The 19,873-nt window shown below is 65.7% G+C and carries 19 protein-coding genes, 1 rRNA gene and 1 pseudogene; all 21 read right to left on the reverse strand.

Annotation, left to right across the window (positions count from 1 at the left end; genetic code table 11):
* Window positions 1-187: 187 nt before the first annotated feature.
* A 16S ribosomal RNA gene (locus GTV32_RS07005) occupies window positions 188-1,706 on the reverse strand.
* A 971-nt stretch (window positions 1,707-2,677) separates the two neighbouring features.
* Window positions 2,678-3,454 carry an ABC transporter ATP-binding protein gene (locus GTV32_RS07010; protein ID WP_343287235.1) on the reverse strand — a complete coding sequence of 259 codons (777 nt, stop codon included), beginning with the start codon at window positions 3,452-3,454 and terminating at the stop codon, window positions 2,678-2,680.
* Window positions 3,451-4,239, reverse strand: coding sequence for a cobalt ECF transporter T component CbiQ (gene cbiQ / locus GTV32_RS07015; protein ID WP_161059515.1), 789 nt, complete (start codon window positions 4,237-4,239; stop codon window positions 3,451-3,453). Before cbiQ ends, GTV32_RS07010 begins: the two co-directional genes overlap by 4 nt.
* A gap of 3 nt (window positions 4,240-4,242) precedes the next feature.
* Window positions 4,243-4,635, reverse strand: coding sequence for a PDGLE domain-containing protein (locus GTV32_RS07020; RefSeq protein WP_161059516.1), 393 nt, complete (start codon window positions 4,633-4,635; stop codon window positions 4,243-4,245).
* Window positions 4,632-5,363 carry an energy-coupling factor ABC transporter permease gene (locus GTV32_RS07025; protein WP_161059517.1) on the reverse strand — a complete coding sequence of 244 codons (732 nt, stop codon included), beginning with the start codon at window positions 5,361-5,363 and terminating at the stop codon, window positions 4,632-4,634. The genes GTV32_RS07020 and GTV32_RS07025 overlap by 4 nt, the downstream gene beginning before the upstream one ends.
* Window positions 5,364-5,431: 68 nt before the next feature.
* Window positions 5,432-5,785, reverse strand: a complete 354-nt coding sequence (locus tag GTV32_RS07030) for a metalloregulator ArsR/SmtB family transcription factor (protein ID WP_161059518.1) — start codon at window positions 5,783-5,785, stop codon at window positions 5,432-5,434.
* 2 nt (window positions 5,786-5,787) lie between these two features.
* The gene (gene murA / locus GTV32_RS07035) at window positions 5,788-7,044 is read right to left on the reverse strand and encodes a UDP-N-acetylglucosamine 1-carboxyvinyltransferase (RefSeq protein WP_161059519.1); all 1,257 of its coding nucleotides are present in this window, start codon (window positions 7,042-7,044) and stop codon (window positions 5,788-5,790) included.
* A gap of 9 nt (window positions 7,045-7,053) precedes the next feature.
* A pseudogene (locus GTV32_RS07040) lies at window positions 7,054-7,700 on the reverse strand (cob(I)yrinic acid a,c-diamide adenosyltransferase).
* A gap of 52 nt (window positions 7,701-7,752) precedes the next feature.
* Window positions 7,753-8,196, reverse strand: a complete 444-nt coding sequence (locus GTV32_RS07045; protein ID WP_161059520.1) for a DUF2550 domain-containing protein — start codon at window positions 8,194-8,196, stop codon at window positions 7,753-7,755.
* Window positions 8,197-8,404: 208 nt separating this feature from the next.
* Window positions 8,405-8,785 carry a F0F1 ATP synthase subunit epsilon gene (locus GTV32_RS07050; RefSeq protein ID WP_161059521.1) on the reverse strand — a complete coding sequence of 127 codons (381 nt, stop codon included), beginning with the start codon at window positions 8,783-8,785 and terminating at the stop codon, window positions 8,405-8,407.
* A 9-nt stretch (window positions 8,786-8,794) separates the two neighbouring features.
* On the reverse strand, window positions 8,795-10,243 hold the full coding sequence (atpD, locus tag GTV32_RS07055) for a F0F1 ATP synthase subunit beta (protein WP_161059522.1): 1,449 nt from the start codon (window positions 10,241-10,243) through the stop codon (window positions 8,795-8,797).
* 48 nt (window positions 10,244-10,291) lie between these two features.
* Window positions 10,292-11,227 carry a F0F1 ATP synthase subunit gamma gene (locus GTV32_RS07060; protein WP_161059523.1) on the reverse strand — a complete coding sequence of 312 codons (936 nt, stop codon included), beginning with the start codon at window positions 11,225-11,227 and terminating at the stop codon, window positions 10,292-10,294.
* A gap of 42 nt (window positions 11,228-11,269) precedes the next feature.
* Window positions 11,270-12,901 (reverse strand): F0F1 ATP synthase subunit alpha, encoded by a 1,632-nt coding sequence (gene atpA, locus GTV32_RS07065; RefSeq protein ID WP_161059524.1) that lies wholly within the window; start codon window positions 12,899-12,901, stop codon window positions 11,270-11,272.
* Window positions 12,902-12,971: 70 nt separating this feature from the next.
* Entirely contained in the window at window positions 12,972-14,321 is a 1,350-nt protein-coding gene (locus GTV32_RS07070; RefSeq protein WP_161059525.1) for a F0F1 ATP synthase subunit B/delta, read from the reverse strand.
* Window positions 14,322-14,795: a F0F1 ATP synthase subunit B gene (locus GTV32_RS07075; RefSeq protein WP_161059526.1), complete on the reverse strand. Its 474-nt coding sequence runs from the start codon at window positions 14,793-14,795 to the stop codon at window positions 14,322-14,324.
* 49 nt (window positions 14,796-14,844) lie between these two features.
* Window positions 14,845-15,102, reverse strand: coding sequence for a F0F1 ATP synthase subunit C (locus tag GTV32_RS07080; RefSeq protein WP_161059527.1), 258 nt, complete (start codon window positions 15,100-15,102; stop codon window positions 14,845-14,847).
* An 87-nt stretch (window positions 15,103-15,189) separates the two neighbouring features.
* Entirely contained in the window at window positions 15,190-15,951 is a 762-nt protein-coding gene (gene atpB, locus GTV32_RS07085) for a F0F1 ATP synthase subunit A (protein WP_161059528.1), read from the reverse strand.
* Window positions 15,948-16,361 carry an ATP synthase subunit I gene (locus GTV32_RS07090; RefSeq protein WP_161059529.1) on the reverse strand — a complete coding sequence of 138 codons (414 nt, stop codon included), beginning with the start codon at window positions 16,359-16,361 and terminating at the stop codon, window positions 15,948-15,950. Before GTV32_RS07090 ends, atpB begins: the two co-directional genes overlap by 4 nt.
* A gap of 306 nt (window positions 16,362-16,667) precedes the next feature.
* Window positions 16,668-17,882: an MraY family glycosyltransferase gene (locus GTV32_RS07095; RefSeq protein ID WP_237421735.1), complete on the reverse strand. Its 1,215-nt coding sequence runs from the start codon at window positions 17,880-17,882 to the stop codon at window positions 16,668-16,670.
* Between the two features lie 91 nt (window positions 17,883-17,973).
* A complete protein-coding gene (gene glyA, locus GTV32_RS07100) occupies window positions 17,974-19,191 on the reverse strand; it encodes a serine hydroxymethyltransferase (protein WP_161059530.1) in 1,218 nt (405 codons plus the stop codon).
* 2 nt (window positions 19,192-19,193) lie between these two features.
* A complete protein-coding gene (locus GTV32_RS07105) occupies window positions 19,194-19,850 on the reverse strand; it encodes an L-threonylcarbamoyladenylate synthase (protein WP_161059531.1) in 657 nt (218 codons plus the stop codon).
* Window positions 19,851-19,873 lie beyond the last annotated feature (23 nt).

The following is a 19,873-nucleotide window of genomic DNA, read 5'->3' on the forward strand; positions in this document are numbered from 1 at the left end:
AGAGACAACACCATGTGTTCCCTCAGAACCCCGATAGTGTGCTGATAACACGCCGACCTCACGACCGACGACCACCCAACAACCAACCACAACGGCCGGCCACCAAGCTGTCTGATGTTTCACCCTCGAACACACACACGCCGCAGAACAGACGCCCACGAAACATGTGATGTTGTGTGCTCCTTAGAAAGGAGGTGATCCAGCCGCACCTTCCGGTACGGCTACCTTGTTACGACTTCGTCCCAATCGCCGATCCCACCTTCGACGGCTCCCTCCACAAGGGTTAGGCCACCGGCTTCGGGTGTTACCGACTTTCATGACGTGACGGGCGGTGTGTACAAGGCCCGGGAACGTATTCACCGCAGCGTTGCTGATCTGCGATTACTAGCGACTCCGACTTCATGGGGTCGAGTTGCAGACCCCAATCCGAACTGAGACTGGCTTTAAGGGATTCGCTCCACCTCACGGTCTCGCAGCCCTCTGTACCAGCCATTGTAGCATGTGTGAAGCCCTGGACATAAGGGGCATGATGACTTGACGTCATCCCCACCTTCCTCCGAGTTGACCCCGGCAGTCTCCTGCAAGTCCCCGGCATAACCCGCTGGCAATACAGGACAAGGGTTGCGCTCGTTGCGGGACTTAACCCAACATCTCACGACACGAGCTGACGACAGCCATGCACCACCTGTACACCAACCACAAGGGAACGACTATCTCTAGCCGCGTCTGGTGTATGTCAAACCCAGGTAAGGTTCTTCGCGTTGCATCGAATTAATCCACATGCTCCGCCGCTTGTGCGGGCCCCCGTCAATTCCTTTGAGTTTTAGCCTTGCGGCCGTACTCCCCAGGCGGGGTACTTAATGCGTTAGCTACGGCACGGATCCCGTGAAAAGGAACCCACACCTAGTACCCACCGTTTACGGCGTGGACTACCAGGGTATCTAATCCTGTTCGCTACCCACGCTTTCGCTCCTCAGCGTCAGTTACTACCCAGAGACCCGCCTTCGCCACCGGTGTTCCTCCTGATATCTGCGCATTTCACCGCTACACCAGGAATTCCAGTCTCCCCTGTAGTACTCAAGTCTGCCCGTATCGCCTGCACGCCTACAATTGAGTTGCAGAATTTCACAGACGACGCGACAAACCGCCTACGAGCTCTTTACGCCCAGTAATTCCGGACAACGCTCGCACCCTACGTATTACCGCGGCTGCTGGCACGTAGTTGGCCGGTGCTTCTTCTCCAGGTACCGTCACTCACGCTTCGTCCCTGGTGAAAGAGGTTTACAACCCGAAGGCCGTCATCCCTCACGCGGCGTCGCTGCATCAGGCTTCCGCCCATTGTGCAATATTCCCCACTGCTGCCTCCCGTAGGAGTCTGGGCCGTGTCTCAGTCCCAGTGTGGCCGATCACCCTCTCAGGTCGGCTACCCGTCGTCGCCTTGGTAGGCCATTACCCCACCAACAAGCTGATAGGCCGCGGGCCCATCCCCAACCGCAAAAGCTTTCCACCAGAAGTCATGCAACAACTGGTCATATCCGGTATTAGACCCAGTTTCCCAGGCTTATCCCAAAGTTGGGGGCAGATCACCCACGTGTTACTCACCCGTTCGCCACTCGAGTACCCCCGAAGGGGCCTTTCCGTTCGACTTGCATGTGTTAAGCACGCCGCCAGCGTTCGTCCTGAGCCAGGATCAAACTCTCCATGAAAACCTATCGAAAAACCGGAAACCGGCAATTCAACACAATCTCAGCCAGAGAGACAAAAACCTGACCAAACAAAAACTAGCAACACCTACCCCACAGGGCAGATGCCACAAAAAAAATACATCTCATATCCACAAACATGGACACACGATGCCAAACAAATGGCATCAGACAATTCATCAACACACTATCGAGTTCTCAAAGAACACACACCCACCGGCACTACCCCTTGCGGAGCGCTCACCTGCGAGCTTTACGTTCTGTTAGGAATTGTTGTCCGTCTCCGGCGCAACTCTTCCAGCCTACCAGACGCTCTTCGCGGCCCGCAACTCTCGGTCGTGGTCCGATCGGGAGTGTCTGGCAGTCCCGAGATCTCCCACCAGGCGCATGAAGCGTCCCGGTTGATTTCTCGGGGGCGGTCAGTGCAGAAACCGGTTTCCCTTCCCCGTTTCCCTCTTTCGAGGCTGTCCGGGGCGGCGCCGTGTCGCTCTGACTTGAAGAAAGTTACGCAGGTTCGGCGCCAGGGTCAAATCGCCTGTTCAGCCCGTGCCGCGTGATGCGTTGTCGCAGGTCAATGCGCCTCGACTCGTGAGCACGCCGGCCAAAATGCTCGTTTGGGACGCCCGTACCCAAGTGTGATCTGCGCCATTCAGCGCGTACCGGTGGACGCTCGGAGCGCGTGGAGAAGCGGTTATCGCAGTTCACGGCCGTTTCGGGCGTGCAACCGCGGCAGTTCCGGACGCAGAGATCTGCCCTCGGCCCCAGTTGACGACGCTGCCGCGCCGACGTGCCTGCAGCATCAGTACTGCAGCATCAGTACTACTGCAGGCTCCCGACGGGCGCCGGCGATGCCAGGTCACAGGGAGCGAGCGGTCCGAAACCCGTCGGGAACCGTGCCTGTCGATGGCGCGGTGCTCCGAGCGCTGCCACCGCAGGTCACGGCGACGACAGCAGGTCACTGCCGCGATGCCGGCTCAGGGCAATCGGAAACCCCAGGGCAACTCGAGTCGGTGCCGAGCGAGGAGCACGTCGTCGGACAGCAACTGGCCGGTGGGCCCGTCCGCCACGATGGCACCGGCGTCCATGATCACCACCCGGTCACATAGTTGCGCCGCATACGGCAGGTCGTGGGTCACGATCACCATGGTGGTGGTGAGCTGCTGAAGGGTCTCTACGAGCTCCCGACGCGCGACCGGATCCAGGTTCGCCGAGGGCTCGTCGAGGACGAGGATGTCGGGGTCACACGCCAGAACGGTCGCGAGGGCGCCCCTCCGACGCTCGCCACCGGACAGCTGCGACGGTCCGCGGGCGGCCCTGTCGGTCATGCCGACTTCCGCGAGCGCCGTCGAAACCCGCTCCGCGAGTTGCGGTTCGGTGACACCGAAGTTGGCGGGCCCGAACGCGACGTCTTCGGCGAGGGTGGGCATGAACAGCTGATCGTCCGGATCCTGGAAGACGAGCCCGACCTCGCGCCGGACGTCACGCACCGTCGCCGACGTGATGGTCCGGCCGTTGATCGCCACCTGTCCCGACGTGGCCCGCAGGACTCCGTTGAGGTGAAGCATCAGCGTTGTCTTCCCCGCGCCGTTGGGTCCGAGGAGACCGATCCGCTCCCCCGCGGCCACCCGCAAGGTGACGTCGCGCAGGGCGACGCGGCCATCGGGATAGGCAAAACCCAGATTCTCGATCACGATCGCGTCCGAAGCGGTCACTTCCGCCGCCACCTGCGACCGATCGTCGCCGCGCGTCACGTCGCCACCACCCGGGCGCACACAGCGACCGCCACCGCGATCAGTGCCGGCGAGGTCGTCCCCAGCCACCATCTCCAGGTGGCGCTGCGGACGGTGGCGATACCCGGCATCTCCGGCATCTCCGGCATCCGACCGTCGAATCCCCGTGACAACATCGCGACGTGCACCCGCTCCCCTCGCTCGTAGCTGCGCAGGAACAACGCGCCGACGCCTGTCGCGGTCGCGGCCGCCTGATGGAGCGCGCGCGGTGAGTCACCGCGGGATTCGCGAGCGATCCGACCGCGACGCGCCTCGGCGGACAACAGGTCGACATACCGCAGCATCATCACGAGGATCTGCGCGATCGTCCGAGGTATACCGAGGCGGCCCAGACCGATCGGCAGTTCGTTCGCAGGTGTGGTCGCGGCGAAGGTGACCGATGCGGCGACCCCGAGGGTGCCTTTCACCAGGATCCCCCAGGCGGCGAACAGCCCGGGCACCGACAGCGACAGACCGCAGATCGGCACGCGCTCGCCCCCCTCGGAGAACGGGAGCAACACGGCGAGCACCACGAAGGGGAGCTCGATCAGCATTCGCGGAAGAACCCAGCGGACCGGAAGCCGCGCGATACACCAGATCGCGACGATCGCCGCGGTGTACACGGCGTAGGGCCAGAACATCTCTCGGGGCGTGGCCACGACTGCGAAGACGAAGATGACGAGGCAGACGAGCTTGGCCTCCACCGGAGCCCGGTGTACCGGAGAGACCCCGGCGCGATACAGCGGATGTGTGTGACCGGCACCCACCGGTCAGCGTCCGCGTCGCCGGTTCGCGATCACCCAGAACACGGCACTCGCGAGCGCCAGGGTGACCAGGACACCGATGACACCGGCGACACCGGTGGTGCGACCGACACCGAACCATGAATAGTCGGCGAGCGGCGACGACGCCATCGCGTGATCGGTGGCGTGCTGCGCGATACAGGAACCGCGCAACTGCTCGCCTCCGGCGTTCTCCACCAGCACACATCCTCGCTGCGTCGCCGAATCCAATCCGTCCGGAGACGAGCTCGCCGCATACGAGACGATCCCCGCGATGAACAGTGCGACCACGCCGAAGGTCACCAGGAACGCACGCCGGCCAGGTCCGGTGCGCGTCGCCGCCGGGACGTCCTTGCCCGACTCCTGGTCACCTGAGCTCATCGCGACACCTCGACGGCGGCGGGTACGGCGGGCCGGGTGACCCGCAGCAGGTACACCAGATCGGGACGTGAACGAGCCACCGACATGACGGTCGCGGCGGTGATGACACCCTCCCCGACACCGATCAGCGCGTGGGTACCCCACAGGTACCCGGCGACCGTGCCCAGCGAGGTGGTCGCCGCACCGCCCAGCGCATATTCGATGACGAATCCGCTTGCGGCGGCGACAGTCCCGCACACCGAAGCGACGAAGGCCGCGACACCGAGCGCCCGTACCCCACGAAGCGTCGACCTGATCACCCGGTAGCTCGTCAGCGCCACGGCGAAACCGACCGCCGTCCCCAGCAGCGCCATGTTCGTGATGTTGGCCCCGAGAGCGGTCACGCCACCGTCGGCGAAGAGGAGCGCCTGCACGACCAGCACGATGGACACACAGAGTGCACCCGTGTACGGCCCCACCAGAATCGCCGCGAGGGTGCCACCGAGGAGGTGCCCGCTGACGCCGGGCAGGATCGGGAAGTTGACCATCTGTACGGCGAAGACGAATGCCGCGACCAGGCCCGCCATCGGCACCGTCTTGTCGTCGAGTTCGGATCGGGCACGCCACGCGCAGAGTGCGACGCCGGCCAGCGCCACCGCACCGAAGACCAGTGAGACGGGGGCGTCGATGATGCCGTCGCTCATGTGCATGGCGACTGCCGTCTCCTGCGGCGTGGTCGTCGAGTGCATAGGAGAACGGTAAGGGGACCCATCTCATCTGTCCACTTGTTCAGAAGATGAGATGGCGAGCCTGTTGATCAGTCGTGACCAGCGCCGATCCAGTGCAGCAGCTCGTGCACGGTGTTGTCGACGAGTCGGTAGCTGACCGATCGCCCCATCCGCGTGGCCTCCACCCACCCCTGCTGACGGAGCACGCGGAGCGCTTGTGACACAGCGGTTTCGGTGCGACCGACGGCAACCGCGAGGTCACCGACGATGATGCCCGGCCGGCGATGGAGCACGATGAGGATCTCCAGACGGTGCGGGTCCGAGAGCAGGTCGAACCTGGTCGCCCACTGGGCGATGTCGACGTCGCCGGACCCGCCGGACGCGACTTCGTCGACATCGACAGGCCCCGGTCCGAACCGTCGATGCTCGGGCCGCCCGGCCATGGTCAGTCTCCGACCCGCTCGATCTGGCCACCGAGACTGCGGAGGTTCTCCACGAACCGCGGATATCCCCGATCGATGTGCTCGACGTCGTGGACCTCGGTCACCCCGTCGGCCACCAATCCCGCCAGCACCAGACCGGCACCGGCGCGGATGTCCGAACACCACACCGGGGCGCTCGACAGTCGTTCGATCCCGCGGAGCACCGCGTGATGCCCGTCGGTCCGGGCATCGGCACCCAATCTGACCATCTCCTCGACAAAGCGGAACCGTGCCTCGAACACGTTCTCGGTGATCACCGACATCCCCTCGGCGATCGCCGCCATCCCGATCGCCATCGGTTGCAGATCGGTGGGGAAACCCGGGAACGGCAGGGTGGACACGTTGACCGCGATCGGGCGGCGATCCTGGCGGACGCGGAAGCCGTCGACGAACCGGTCCACCTGTGCGCCCGTGTCGGCCAGCTTGTTCAGGACCAGTTGCAGATGCTCCGGGGAAACACCGCGCACGGTCACGTCGCCGCGGGTCATCGCGGCAGCGATACCCCACGTCGCGCCGACGATCCGGTCACCGACCACCCGGTGGGTGGTCGGATGCAGCCGGTCCACCCCGGTCACCGTCAGCGTCGACGTCCCCGCCCCCTCGATGAGCGCGCCCATCTGCTGCAGCATCACACACAGGTCGACGATCTCGGGTTCTCGCGCCGCGTTGTCGATGGTGGTCACGCCCTCGGCGAGAACCGCAGCCATCAGGATGTTCTCGGTCGCGCCGACCGACGGGAACTCGAGGGCCACCGGTGCGCCGACCAGCGCATCGGCTTCGGCAACCACGCACCCGTGTTCGATCGAGCTGTGCGCGCCCAACGCGCGCAGACCCGCCTGATGCATGTCCAGGGGCCGTGAGCCGATGGCGTCGCCGCCTGGAAGCGCCACAACCGCACGACGGCACCGGGCCATCAGCGGACCGAGCACACACACCGAGGCGCGAAACTGTTTCACGGCGTCGAAATCGGCGTGGTACTTGGGCTCGGCCGGCGCGTCGATCCGAACGGTGTCGCCGTCGATGGTCACGACGGCCCCCAGCCCGCGCAGCACATCAGCCATCAACGGGACGTCGGCGATCTCCGGAGAGTTCGTCAACGTGGTGGTGCCCTCCGCGAGCAGGGCCGCCGCCATCAGCTTCAGCACACTGTTCTTGGCACCACCCACCCAGACCTCACCGGACAGACGGCCTCCCCCGGAGACCAGAAAGCGATCACTCACGCTGCCACCTTAGCTGTCACGCGCGCTGCTACCGTCGGACGCGGAACGTCCGCCGCGCGCGGTGGGCCGCTGCCGCTCGCCACCAGGGACCCATTTGACGTCCCCCTCCCCGTGCGGCGCACGATTGGCGACCCGCGAGAGGATGAACAGCAGGTCCGACAGACGGTTGAGGTACTTCGCCGGCAGCACGCTGGTCGCGTCGGGGTCGGCCTCCACCGCGGCCCACGCCGAACGTTCGGCGCGCCGGGTGACGGTGCGTGCGTGATGCAGCAGGGCGCTCAGACGTGTCCCGCCGGGCAGGATGAACGAGTCCAGCGCGGGCAGGCCTTCGGAGTAGTGATCACACCATGCTTCGAGCGCATCGATGTAGTCCTGCTCGATGCGCAGCGGAGGAAATTCGGGATTCGCGACCACCGGTGTGGACAGATCGGCGCCGGCGTCGAAGAGATCGTTCTGGACGGTTCGCAACACCGCGACGACGTCGGCCGGCACCTCTCCCCGAGTACCAACGCCGTTCCGATGACAGCGTTCGCCTCATCACAATCGGCATAGGCCGCCACCCGGACATCGTTCTTGGACACCCTGGAGAAGTCGCTGAGACCGGTGGTTCCGTCGTCGCCGGTGCGTGTGTAGATCCGCGTGAGATGTACCGCCATGACCCGAATCTACTGCTCCACACCCGGCCGACGGTCGTCGGCCTGATCCGGCTCAGGCGCTGCGTCGTCGCTGCGACCGATTCGACTGCCGTGACTCCAGCCACGATTGGAAGGCGGTGTCGGCTCCGGGGGCCATCGCGAGCTCGTAGGCCCGCCCGGCGTCGTCGGCTCCGGGTTCCAGTTCCAGGATCACCATGCCGTGCAGGATCTCCGACTCGGTGCCCTCGGGCCGACGTCTGCGGGTGATCTCGATGGACTGACGGCCGAGCGTGCGAGTCGGACCCGGACGCAGCGAACTGAGACGGAAATAGCGGAGATTCTCGTCGCTGTAGTGGACCGTGCCGTGCCGCCAGCCTTCGTCGACATCTGCGGGCAGTTCTCTGAGCAGGACCGGGGTTCCGGTCCTGCGCAATTGACCCAACCGATAAGCGAGTAGCCCACAGACCACCACGGCGACCGCCAACAGGACGCCCAGTACCAACGCGATCCACGACACCAGGCGCACACCTCCCGCCAACGGCCGCGCGAGGGCTGAATGCGGTGCGCCGGATCACACACCGGGAGGAGTCGACCGACTCCTGTGCACGACCGTTCTGCGTCCAGCATGCCAGACCGGGAACTCGTCGGGTCACGCCAGTCGCCGACACGACAACGGCCGGTCATCGCTCGGGAGCGATGACCGGCCGTCGACTGTGAAACGAGACCTACTTGGCCGCCTGCTCTGCCGCCGCGAGGCGCGAGTGAGCACGGTTGTACTCGTCGGTGCCGGGCTCGGCGGACTCCAACGCGGAGCGTTCGGCTGCCGCGTCGATGTCGTCGGCCCACTGCGCGGACTCAGCGAGAACGGTCACTGACTCACCGGTCACCGAGAGAAAGCCGCCCTGGACGGCTGCCGCCAGACGCTTGCCGCTCTCCTCGGCGATCACCACGAACCCACCGGGAACCAGCTGTCCCAGCAACGGTTCGTGGTTCGCCAGCACACCGAGCTCACCAGAGGTGGTCTGCGCGATGACGAAGGTGGCCTCGCCGGAGTACAGCTTCTCGTCGGCCGCGACGACCTCGACGTGGAAGGACTTGTCAGCCATGGCGACCCGCTACTTTCCGGCGATCTTGGCGGCGGCGGCCTCCACGTCGTCGAGTCCACCGCAGCTGTTGAACGCCTGCTCGGGCAGGTGGTCGAACTCGCCCTTCGCGACACGATCGAACGCCTCGATGGTGTCGGCGAGCGGCACGACCGAGCCCTTCTGGCCGGTGAACTTCTCCGCGACGAGGAAGTTCTGGCCGAGGAACTTCTGGATACGGCGCGCACGCTGCACCGTGACCTTGTCCTCTTCGGAGAGCTCGTCCATACCGAGGATGGCGATGATGTCCTGCAGTTCCTTGTACTTCTGCAGGATGCGCTTGACCTCGTTGGCGACGCGGAAGTGCTCGTCGCCCACGATCGAGGCCTCGAGGATGCGCGAGGTCGACGTCAGCGGGTCCACGGCCGGGTAGATACCCAGCTGCGAGATCGGACGCGAGAGCTCGGTCGTCGCATCGAGGTGCGCGAAGGTCGTCGCCGGAGCCGGGTCGGTGTAGTCGTCAGCGGGGACGTAGATCGCCTGCAGCGACGTGATCGACCGGCCCTTGGTCGACGTGATGCGCTCCTGGAGCTCGCCCATCTCGTCGGCCAGGGTCGGCTGGTAACCCACCGCGGACGGCATACGGCCGAGGAGGGTCGAGACCTCCGAGCCTGCCTGCGTGAAGCGGAAGATGTTGTCGATGAACAGCAGCACGTCCTGGTGCTTCACATCGCGGAAGTACTCCGCCATGGTCAGCGCCGACAGGGCCACGCGCATACGCGTGCCCGGCGGCTCGTCCATCTGACCGAACACCAAGGCGGTGTCCTGGAGAACGCCCATCTCCTCCATCTCGAGGTGGAGGTCGGTGCCCTCACGGGTGCGCTCACCGACGCCTGCGAACACCGAGGTACCGGAGAACTCACGCGCGATACGGGTGATCATCTCCTGGATGAGCACGGTCTTGCCCACACCCGCGCCACCGAACAGACCGATCTTGCCGCCCTTGACGTACGGGGTCAGCAGGTCGATGACCTTGATGCCGGTCTCGAGGATCTCGGTCTTGCCCTCGAGCTCGTCGAAGGCCGGCGGCTTGCGGTGGATGCTCCACTGCTCGCCGTCACGGCCGAGTCCCGGCGTGTCGAGGCAGTCGCCGAGCGCGTTGAAGACGTGACCCTTCACGTCGTCACCGACCGGCACGACGATGGACTTGCCGGTGTCGGACACGGTCGCGCCACGCACCAGACCGTCGGTCGGCTGCATGGAGATCGTGCGCACCAGGTTGTCGCCGAGGTGCTGCGCCACCTCGAGGGTGAGGGTCTTGGCCACCGCTTCGAGGGAGATCTCGGCGTGCAGCGCGTTGAACAATTCTGGGATCGAGCCCCGGGGGAACTCGACGTCGACGACGGGGCCGATGATGCGGACGACCCGGCCTTCGGCCGAACCCGTCGAGGCATCCGAGGGTGTGGATACTGCTGCAGTCATTGTTGTTGGGTCACTTCCTCTTTGGGTCTATGGGTCGCCAGGGTTCGATCAGGTGGCCAGCGCGCTGGAGCCGCCGACGATCTCGCTGATCTCCTGCGTGATCTGCGCCTGCCGGAGCTGGTTGGCCTCACGGGACAGCGAGGTCGCCAGTTCCTCGGCGTTGTCGGTGGCCGCCTTCATCGCGGTCCGGCGGGCCGCCGACTCCGATGCGGCCGAATCCAGCAGAGCCGCGTACACGCGCGTGGCGACGTACTTCGGCAGCAACGCTTCGAGCAACGCCTCGGGCGCCGGCTCGAACGAGTAGTTGCGCGAGGGCTTGTGGATCTCGGCCTCCGCAGCGTCGTCGTCCTCCTCGGACACGACGAGCGGCGCCACCCGCCGCACCTCCGGCGCCTGGGTCAGCATGGAGACGAACCGCGTGTACACGAGATGCAGTTCGTCGAGACCCTCGAGCGTCCCCTCACCGTCGGGACGTTCCACCTGTTCTCCGGAACCGGCCTCGAACAGGTCGACCAGGAAATTGGTCGCCGTGCTCGCGTCGCTGTAGTCGGGGGCCTGTGAGAAACCGGTCCACGAATCGGCGACCTCGGTCCCGCGGAAGGTGAAGTAGCCCACGCCCTTCTGGCCCATCACGAACAGCACGGGCTCCTTGCCCTCGTCGCGCACCAGCGAGATCAGCTCGCGCGTCGCCCGAAGAACGTTGGAGTTGTAGCCACCGCACATGCCGCGGTCGCTCGTGACCACCAGAATGCCTGCCCGGCGCGGGTTCTCACGCTCCACGAGCAACGGGTGATCGAGCGAGCCCGCGTTGCTGGCCAACTCCGAGAGCACCTCGGTCATCTCGTGGGCGTACGGCTTCGCCGCCGCGACACGAGCCTGGGCCTTGGTGATGCGCGAGGTCGCGATCAGCTCCTGCGCCTTGGTGATCTTCTTCGTGGAGTTGACCGACCGGATGCGTGAGCGCAGCTCACGAATGCTGGCCATGAGCCCTCACCCCTTCCTTGGCACGACTGTCGGACGACGCGATCACGACTTGCGAACCGTGATCTGCTCGTGCTCGACGTCCTCGGAGTCCATGGCCTTGGCCTCGGCCTCGTTCACGACGCGCTTGCCGTCGTGCGTCAAGTAGCTGTTCTTGAACTTGTTGGTCTCGTCGACCAACGCCTCGGCCTGGTCGTCGGTGAGCACCTTGCCACCGGCGATCGAGTCGTAGACACCCTTGGCCTCGTGGTGCAGGTGGCTGAGCAGCTGCGTCTCGAAGTTGCGGACATCGTCGACCGGCACCGAGTCGTAGTGGCCTTCGCCGCAGAGGTAGATCGAGACGATCTCGTCCTCGACGGAGAAGGGGCTGTACTGACCCTGCTTCAGCATCTCGACCCAGCGGGCGCCACGCTCGAGCTGCGCCTTGGACGCGTCGTCGAGGTCGGAGGCGAACGCCGAGAAGGCTTCCAGCTCACGGAACTGCGCGAGCTCCAGACGCAGCGAACCGGACACCTTCTTGAGGCCCTTGGTCTGCGCGGCACCACCGACGCGCGACACCGAGGTACCGACGTTGATGGCCGGGCGGACGCCCTTGTTGAAGAGGTCCGACTCGAGGAAGACCTGACCGTCGGTGATCGAGATGACGTTGGTCGGGATGAACGCCGAGACGTCGTTGGCCTTGGTCTCGATGATCGGCAGGCCGGTCATCGAGCCGCCACCGAGCTCGTCGGAGAGCTTCGCGCAACGTTCGAGCAGGCGGGAGTGCAAGTAGAAGACGTCACCGGGGTATGCCTCGCGGCCCGGCGGGCGGCGCAGCAGCAGCGAGATCGCGCGGTAGGCCTCGGCCTGCTTGGTGAGATCGTCGAACACGATCAGGACGTGCTTGCCCTGATACATCCAGTGCTGGCCGATGGCCGAACCGGTGTACGGCGCGAGCCACTTGAAGCCGGCCGAGTCCGACGCGGGAGCCGCGACGATGGTGGTGTACTCCATCGCGCCGGCCTCTTCGAGCGCAGACTTGACGCCCGCGATGGTCGAGCCCTTCTGGCCGATCGCGACGTAGATGCAGCGAACCTGCTTGGTCTCGTCGCCGGACTCCCAGTTGGCCTTCTGGTTCAGGATGGCGTCGATGCAGACCGCGGTCTTGCCGGTCTTGCGGTCGCCGATCACCAGCTGACGCTGGCCGCGGCCGATGGCGGTCATGGCGTCGATCGCCTTGATGCCGGTCGCGAGCGACTCCTCGACGGGCTGACGCTCGAGTACCGAAGCGGCCTGCAGCTCGAGGACACGCTCCCCGTCGGCGTCGATGTCGCCGAGTCCGTCGATCGGCTTGCCCAGCGGGTCGACGACGCGACCGAGGAACTTGTCACCGACCGGGACCGAGAGCACGTCACCGGTCCGGCTGACCTGCTGGCCCTCTTCCAGCGACTCGTAGTCACCGAGGATGACGCAACCGATCTCGTCCTCGTCGAGGTTCAGGGCCACGCCGAGCACGCCGCCTTCGAACTGCAGCAGCTCGTTGGCCATCGCGCCGGGCAGACCGCTGACATGCGCGATACCGTCCGATGTATCGGTGACGATGCCCACCTCGTCACGGGAGGCATCGGCTTCGAACGACGAGACATACTGCTCGATCGCTCCCTTAATCTCGTCTGGTGAGATCGTCAACTCCGCCATGGGTACTCGTCTTTCTTACTCAGTCCGGCTGGTGGTTTGGGTTGTTCGCTGGATGGATTGTCTGGTCAGGTCAGCGCGGCAGGCTCTCGGCCGCCTTCGCCAGACGTGTGGCGACATCGGCCTCGATCACCTCGTCGCCGACACTGACGCGCAGGCCGCCGAGCAGTTCGGCGTCGAGTTCGGTCTGCACCGAGATCGTCCGACCATAGATGCTGCCGAGCACCGACGACAGTCGCGATTTCTGTGCATCGGAGAGTTCGGCTGCCGAGACGACATGTGCGACGGACTCGCCCCGGCGGGCGGCAGCGAGCTCGGCGAGATGGTCGACGGCGACGTCGGCCGGCTGGCCGTGTAGCAAGACGATGGTGTGCGACAGCAGGTACCAGGTGTGCGACCCGACCTTGTCGCCCACCAGCGAACGCAGTAGGTCCACGCGCTTGCCGGCGTCATGCGTGTGATCGGCGAGCAGCGATGCCAGCTGCGGGTTCTGCTCCAGCAGCCGGGCGACACCGAAGAGCTCGTTCTCGACCTGCTCGATCGAGCCGTCGCGCTCCGCGGCCGTGAGCACGACCAGCGCATTCTGTCGGCGCAGTGCCGCGGTGAAGTCCGACGTCGACGACCAGCGCTGCCGGATCGCGACTGACAGGATGTCGACCACGATCGGCGAGACCTTGCCACCGAACAGCGTCTTCGCGAGCTCCACCTGACCGTCGGTGTTGTCTTCGTCCTCCGTCAACCGCTTTCGCAGCACCGGATTCCCGTCGATCAGACCGATCACGTCGGTGAGCTCCTCGGACGCCTTGACCAGGGCCTCGCTGTCGAGCGACTTCGCCGCCGAATCGAACTCCTTTGCCACCGAACGCGCCGCGTCGCGGCTGCTCGCCCGCATCGAATGGAGACCGATCAGCTCCGAGCTGTGCGCGACCAGATCGCCCGGTCCACCTGCCGACATCGACTCGAGTTCGTCGATCACCCGGTCCACGCTGTCCGACTGCGCCTGCGAGTCGGACAGATGTGAACGCACCAGCTTCCCGGCGCCGTCCACCGCGGTGAGACCGAGGTCGGTGCGCAGATCGCGGACGAGGCTGGCACGGTTCAGTGCCACCTGGGCCTTGCCGTGTTCGGTGATCCGCTTGACCTCGGAATCGGCCTGGGCCTTGAGATCACCGGAGATCGCCTCGGCGTCCCGGACCGCACCCTTGTGCAGTTCCTCGGCCTCGGCCTTGGCCTCGGCAACGGCACGTTCGTGCGCCGCCTTGGCGTCTGCGACGCGAGCCTTGGCGGCCTCGCTCTCGGAGACGTGCTGCGCGATCGTGTCCTTCTGGGCGTTGACCGCCTTCGACAGCACCGGCCGCAGGTACTTCCAGAACAGGAAGATGATGATCGCGAAACCGATGAGGTTACCGATGACGATATCCACTTAGTTCACCTTCTCCGTCGACTTGGCCGACACGTCGACGCCGAGTACCCGGCTGGCCAACGTCGACGACAGTGCATCGACATCGTCACGGGCGGTCGAAGCCGCCTGATCCCCCTCGGCCTTCAGTTGTTTCGTGGTGTCGGCGAGAACGGCGTCCGCTTCCTCGGTGGCGCGCCGCTTCGCCTCTGCCAACTGCTCGTTGCCCTTGGCACGAGCCTCGTCCCGAATACCGGTGGCGTCCCCCCGGGCGTCCTTGAGCGCTGCCCGGTACTCGGTGTCCGCATCCTCGTAGCTCGCCGCGGCGGCCCGGTTGTCCTCTGCAGTCTTGGCGATCATGGCGTCGCGATCGTCGAGCACCTTGAGGATCGGCGGCACGACCATCGTCCTGATGACCAGGAACACGATCACGAAGATCAGCAGGCACACGAAGAATGTGCCGTTGGGGAGCAGGAAGTTCTCTGCGGCGAGATTCATGGTTGGGTTGTTCCCTCAAATCCTAGGGCGACCCGGTCGATGACCGGGATCAGGACTGGCCGGAGATCGGTGTGGCGAAGACGAAGAGCGCCATGAACGCCAGGTTGATGAAGTAAGCGGCCTCGACCAGACCCACCGTGATGAAGAACGGGGTGAAGAGGCGTCCCTGGGCCTCCGGCTGACGCGCGATACCCGCGATCAACTGGGCACCTGCCAGACCGTCGCCGATACCGGCACCGATCGCACCGCCGCCCATGATGAGGCCGCCACCGATCAACGCACCCAGACCAATCAGATTGGGATCCATTTAGAACTTTCCTTTCGGGTGAAACTGGCAATCGGGTTGCCAGGTCTTTGGGCCCGGCCGGCGCGGTGCCGGCCAGGGTCGTACTGGCTAGTGGTGATCTTCGTCCATCTCCATCGCCTGGCTGAAGTACAGGATCGTCAGCAGGGCGAAGATGAATGCCTGGATGAGTCCGACGAACAGGTCGAAGGACTTCCACAGGGCGTTCGGTGCCCACATCACGTAGATCGGCATCAGCGCGATGAGCGCGACCATGATGCCGCCCGCGAACATGTTGCCGAAAAGACGGAGTGAGAGCGAGACCGGCTTGGCGATCTCCTCGATGATGTTGACCGGTGCGATTGCTACCGAGTGACCCTTCACGAGCCGGACCGGGTGGCCGATGATCCCGCGACGCTTGACACCGGCCGCGTGGTACCAGACAAAGACGAACAGCGCCAGGGCGTACACGAAGTTGACGTCGCTCGCAGGCGGCTTGATCCACTCGTGCGTCGAGCCGCTGGAGGTGCCGTACTGCGCCGGGATGATCGACAGCCAGTTGGCGATCAAGATGTAGGTGAACAGGGTCACCGCCAACGGCAGCACGAAACCGGCGATCTTCATGCCGATCGCACCCTCGATCTGGCTGCGCATCTGGACGGTGATCGTCTCGAAGTACAGCTGCACGTTGTTCGGCTTGCTCGACGTCATCTTGAATCGGACGAAGAACGCAAGCGCGATCACGATGACCGCGGCCACCGCACTGCCGATGACCGTGTCGAGATTGACGGTCATCCCGAGCACGTCGACCTCGGTGTGGTGGCCGACCTCGATCGCCGACTCTGACTCGGCCAGGTAAGTCATTGCGGTCATATCTGCTTACGAAGTCCTTTCATCACCGGAATCACCGTGTTGAGTACCAGGATCACCTGGCCGACAGCGAGTCCGAACATCGCGCCCAGCCCGTCGGGCCGGACCAGAATGGCCGCCACCAATGCGAGGACCGTGATGACCCCGAGGCGGAATGCGGAATTGACGGCGAGCAGCTTCTTTCGCGGATCCTCCGCGGCAGCGACGTTCTCGACCGCGCGGACGACCAGCTTCGTGTTGATGAACACAAGCACCACGCCGACGAGGAAGAATACGGCGAACCACGGATGACCGAGGAAGGTCGCCAGCGCCGCGACCGCGACCGTCACCACCCCGGCGATGATCGCCGGGCGGCGGATCCCGGTGGGCGCCGCCGGATAGACGGGAGCGGAGTCCGGGGCAGACGTCGTCATTGCCTCTCCTCTGCTCATTCCCGTGCCTCGGCACGAAGCATCGAGCGTGCGATCGGCGACTCGTGTCGCCGGGCGTAAGCTCGCGGTTTCTGTGACCCTACCAACACCCGTTCCTGCACTCACCGGGGGGTATGCACCCTTTGGGGAGTCCAGTGGCCGTTGATGCGGCGTGAATCGCGCCCTCCGGTTCCCGGAGGCGTCGCGCTCGCGCCGAAGTCCTGCTACTACAAAGGATAGTACACGTCGTTTTACCATTGCCTTACCAAGGGCGGCGGTCGGTCCCGGGCAGAGTCGACGGCCTCGTGATCAGGTGCCGCCCGGCACGGAATCGCGCTGATCGGAATGGTCGGCGTGCCCCCGCGTCCGCATCTGCGCGTAGCGCCTCTGCAGCCGGGGCGCCATCGTGACCAGCAGAGCGACGATCAGTCCGGCACCGAACATGGGCGCGACCACCGACATCGGGAAGAGCGTACTGGCCGCCGCAGAGAATGCGAGCACACCCACCCAGAGGTAGATGATCAGCGCGACACGGCGCTGCGAATGTCCGAGCTCCAGCAGGCGATGGTGCAGGTGCATCTTGTCCGGGGTGTAGAAGCCCACGCCGGCTCGCGTCCGCCGTACCACGGCCATCAGCATGTCCAGCATCGGCACGAAGACGACAGCCGCCACCAGGATCAGGGGCGACAACAACGTGAACACGTCGGCGGGCCCGTACGCGTTGATCGCGATACGTCCCGACGCGCTCGTCGACGCGGCCGACAGCATGAGGCCGATCAGCATGGCACCGGAGTCGCCCATGAAGATCCGCGCGGGCGAGAAGTTGTGAGGTAGGAATCCGAGGCAAGCCCCCGCGAGCGCGGTGGAGATGAGCGCCGGCGGGTAGTAGCTGACGTCGCCACCCTGATCGTGCAGCAGTCCGAGGGAGAACATGCAGATCGCCGAGGCCGCGATCAGTCCGAGACCGGCGGCCAGACCGTCCAGACCGTCGACGAAGTTGATCGCGTTGATGGTCGCGACCGTGATCGCGACGGTCAGCAGACCTGCCTGTAGCGGATCGAGGACGACGGTCCCGATATCGGCGAACGGTACATAGAGCAGGTACCAGCTGACCCCCATGATCACCAGGACCCCGGCCGCGGTCAGCTGTCCGACGAATTTGGTGAGGGCGTCGAGCCCCCACCGGTCGTCGATCACCCCGACCAGCACGATCACCAGGCCGGCCACGATCACCGCACTCATGTCGCTGGTGTAGGCGAACCCGCGCGTCAGGGCGGGTAGGTTGGCCGCCAGCGCGACCGCGGCGACCATACCGGCGAACATGCCGAGTCCGCCGAGACGAGGAGTCGGGATCACGTGGACGTCGCGCACACGCGGCACCGCGACCGCACCGATCCGGATGGCGAAGACGCGCACGAGCGAGGTCAGCAGGTACGTGACGGCCGCAGCGGTGAGGCCGACCAGCGCCAACTCCCGGAGTGGGACGCCTGCGCCGCCGCTGCCGACCACCGACAACGCGGTCAGGTGGACTCCGGGGTCACCGCCCCCGAACGTCAGGCCGGTGACCCCGTCAGCGAGGTCCTTGCCGGCCAGGGGATCGAACACCCGCACAACGCTACCCGCCGAGCTTTCGCTCGATTTCCGCGCGGATCCCGGCGTGTTGGGCGCTGCCCACCGGGTCCCGTAGCCCGCGGATGATCCAGTCGGCGATCGTCGGCATCGCCTCGACTCCCAGTCCGTCGAGCACAGCTGTCGGTGTACCGATGCGAATCGCCGAGCCGGAGGTGACCGGTTCACGATCGAACGGCAGCACCGCACGGTCCACGACGATCCCCGCCGAGGCCAGACGTCGCTGCGCCTCCACCCCGGTGATCCCGGCCGCGGAGACGTCGACCACGGCGAGATGGATATCGGTGCCGCCACTGACGATCCGGAGGCCGCGTGCGGACAGCTCGTCACCGAGGCGTTGCGCTGCTTCCACGGTCGCCACCGCATACGCCGAGAACTCGCTCGTCGCGGACTCCCGCATGCAGACCGCCTTGCCTGCGATCGCCCCCATCGACGGGCCGCCCTGCGTGAACGGATGGACCGCCTTCTGGAGCACCGTCGAGTGGGCGGCGCGCGCCAGGACCATGCCACCGCGCGGTCCCTGCAGCACCTTGTGCGTGGACAGCGTCACCACATCGGCGTGCGGTACCGGAGAGTCCAGCACTCCCCCGGCCACCAGACCGGCCAGATGCGCGGCGTCGACCCAGAGGATCGACTCGGCGTCGTCTGCGATGGTCCGCAAGGCCGCGAAGTCGATCGAGCGCGAATAGGCCGCGCCGCCTGCGACGATGATCCTCGGCCGGTGCAGCAACGCCAGATCGCGCAGCTCGTCGTAGTCGATCCGTTCGTCGGATCGGCGTACGCCGTAGTGGATCGGCGAGAACCAGCGACCGGAGAAGTTCGCCCGGGACCCATGACTCTGGTGCCCGCCCTGGTCGAGGCGCAGTGCGAGTACGGGGTCACCCGGCTGCGCGAACGCGGCGTAGACCGCCAGGTTCGCCGCACTTCCCGACAGCGGCTGGACGTTGACGTACTCGGCGCCGAACAGTTCTGCCGCCCGATCGATCGCGAGCTGCTCGAGCTGGTCGGCGACCTCACAGCCGCCGTGGAAACGGGCTCCCGGATATCCCTCGGCATACTTCGTGCCGAAGTCGGAGGCGAGCGCCTCGCGAACCGCGGGGCTGGCCGGCGTCTCCGACGCGATCAACTGCACAGTGGTTGCGCGACGACGACTCTCGCGCTCGACGAGGTCGGCGATCTGCGGATCGGAGTGGGCGATCGACATCGTCAGCGCGCGGCCAGCACGTCGACGTCGAGGTCGAGCACCTCGGCGATGGCGTCGATCGACACCGCCCCTTCGCGCAGGATTCGTGGTGCCGGACCGGTCAGGTCCACGATCGTGGAGGCTTGTGCGGCTGCGGCGGTGCCGCCGTCGAGGTACACCGAGACCGATTCGCCGAGTTGGTCGCGGGCCTCGTCGACGGTGGTCGCGGGTGGCCGTCCCGACACGTTGGCGCTCGACACGGCCATCGGCCCCACTTCGCGCAGCAGGTCGATCGCCACCGGATGCAACGGCATGCGCAGCATCACCGAGCCGTTGGTGTCGCCGAGATCCCAGGCCAGCGAAGGCGCCTGCTCGACCACCAGGCTGAGCCCGCCGGGCCAGAATGCCTCGACGAGATCACGCGCCGCGGTGGACACCGACAAGACCAAGCCGTCGATGGTGTGCCACGAACCGACCAGCACGGGGACCGGCATGTCGCGTCCACGTCCCTTTGCTGCCAAGAGGGCGGCCACCGCCTCGCTGTCGAACGCGTCGCAGCCGATGCCGTAGAGCGTGTCGGTCGGCACCACCACCAGCCTGCCCGCCTTCGCTGCTCCGACGGCTGCGCGGATACCCGCCGCTCGGCCTTCCGGGTCACTGCAGTCGAATACCGTGCTCACCCGGCCATCATCCCACGCCTGCG

This window comes from Gordonia sp. SID5947, from assembly GCF_009862785.1.
GTDB lineage: Bacteria > Actinomycetota > Actinomycetes > Mycobacteriales > Mycobacteriaceae > Gordonia.

Excerpts from the sequence above, each read along its gene's own strand:
- GTV32_RS07020 (WP_161059516.1), bottom strand. The coding sequence starts at position 4,635 with ATGAGCTCAGGTGACCAGGAGTCGGGCAAGGACGTCCCGGCGGCGACG.
- GTV32_RS07025 (WP_161059517.1), bottom strand. The coding sequence starts at position 5,363 with ATGCACTCGACGACCACGCCGCAGGAGACGGCAGTCGCCATGCACATG.
- GTV32_RS07030 (WP_161059518.1), bottom strand. The coding sequence starts at position 5,785 with ATGGCCGGGCGGCCCGAGCATCGACGGTTCGGACCGGGGCCTGTCGAT.
- GTV32_RS07050 (WP_161059521.1), bottom strand. The coding sequence starts at position 8,785 with ATGGCTGACAAGTCCTTCCACGTCGAGGTCGTCGCGGCCGACGAGAAG.
- atpD (WP_161059522.1), bottom strand. The coding sequence starts at position 10,243 with ATGACTGCAGCAGTATCCACACCCTCGGATGCCTCGACGGGTTCGGCC.
- GTV32_RS07060 (WP_161059523.1), bottom strand. The coding sequence starts at position 11,227 with ATGGCCAGCATTCGTGAGCTGCGCTCACGCATCCGGTCGGTCAACTCC.
- atpA (WP_161059524.1), bottom strand. The coding sequence starts at position 12,901 with ATGGCGGAGTTGACGATCTCACCAGACGAGATTAAGGGAGCGATCGAG.
- GTV32_RS07075 (WP_161059526.1), bottom strand. The coding sequence starts at position 14,795 with ATGAATCTCGCCGCAGAGAACTTCCTGCTCCCCAACGGCACATTCTTC.
- GTV32_RS07080 (WP_161059527.1), bottom strand. The coding sequence starts at position 15,102 with ATGGATCCCAATCTGATTGGTCTGGGTGCGTTGATCGGTGGCGGCCTC.
- atpB (WP_161059528.1), bottom strand. The coding sequence starts at position 15,951 with ATGACCGCAATGACTTACCTGGCCGAGTCAGAGTCGGCGATCGAGGTC.
- GTV32_RS07090 (WP_161059529.1), bottom strand. The coding sequence starts at position 16,361 with ATGACGACGTCTGCCCCGGACTCCGCTCCCGTCTATCCGGCGGCGCCC.
- glyA (WP_161059530.1), bottom strand. The coding sequence starts at position 19,191 with ATGTCGATCGCCCACTCCGATCCGCAGATCGCCGACCTCGTCGAGCGC.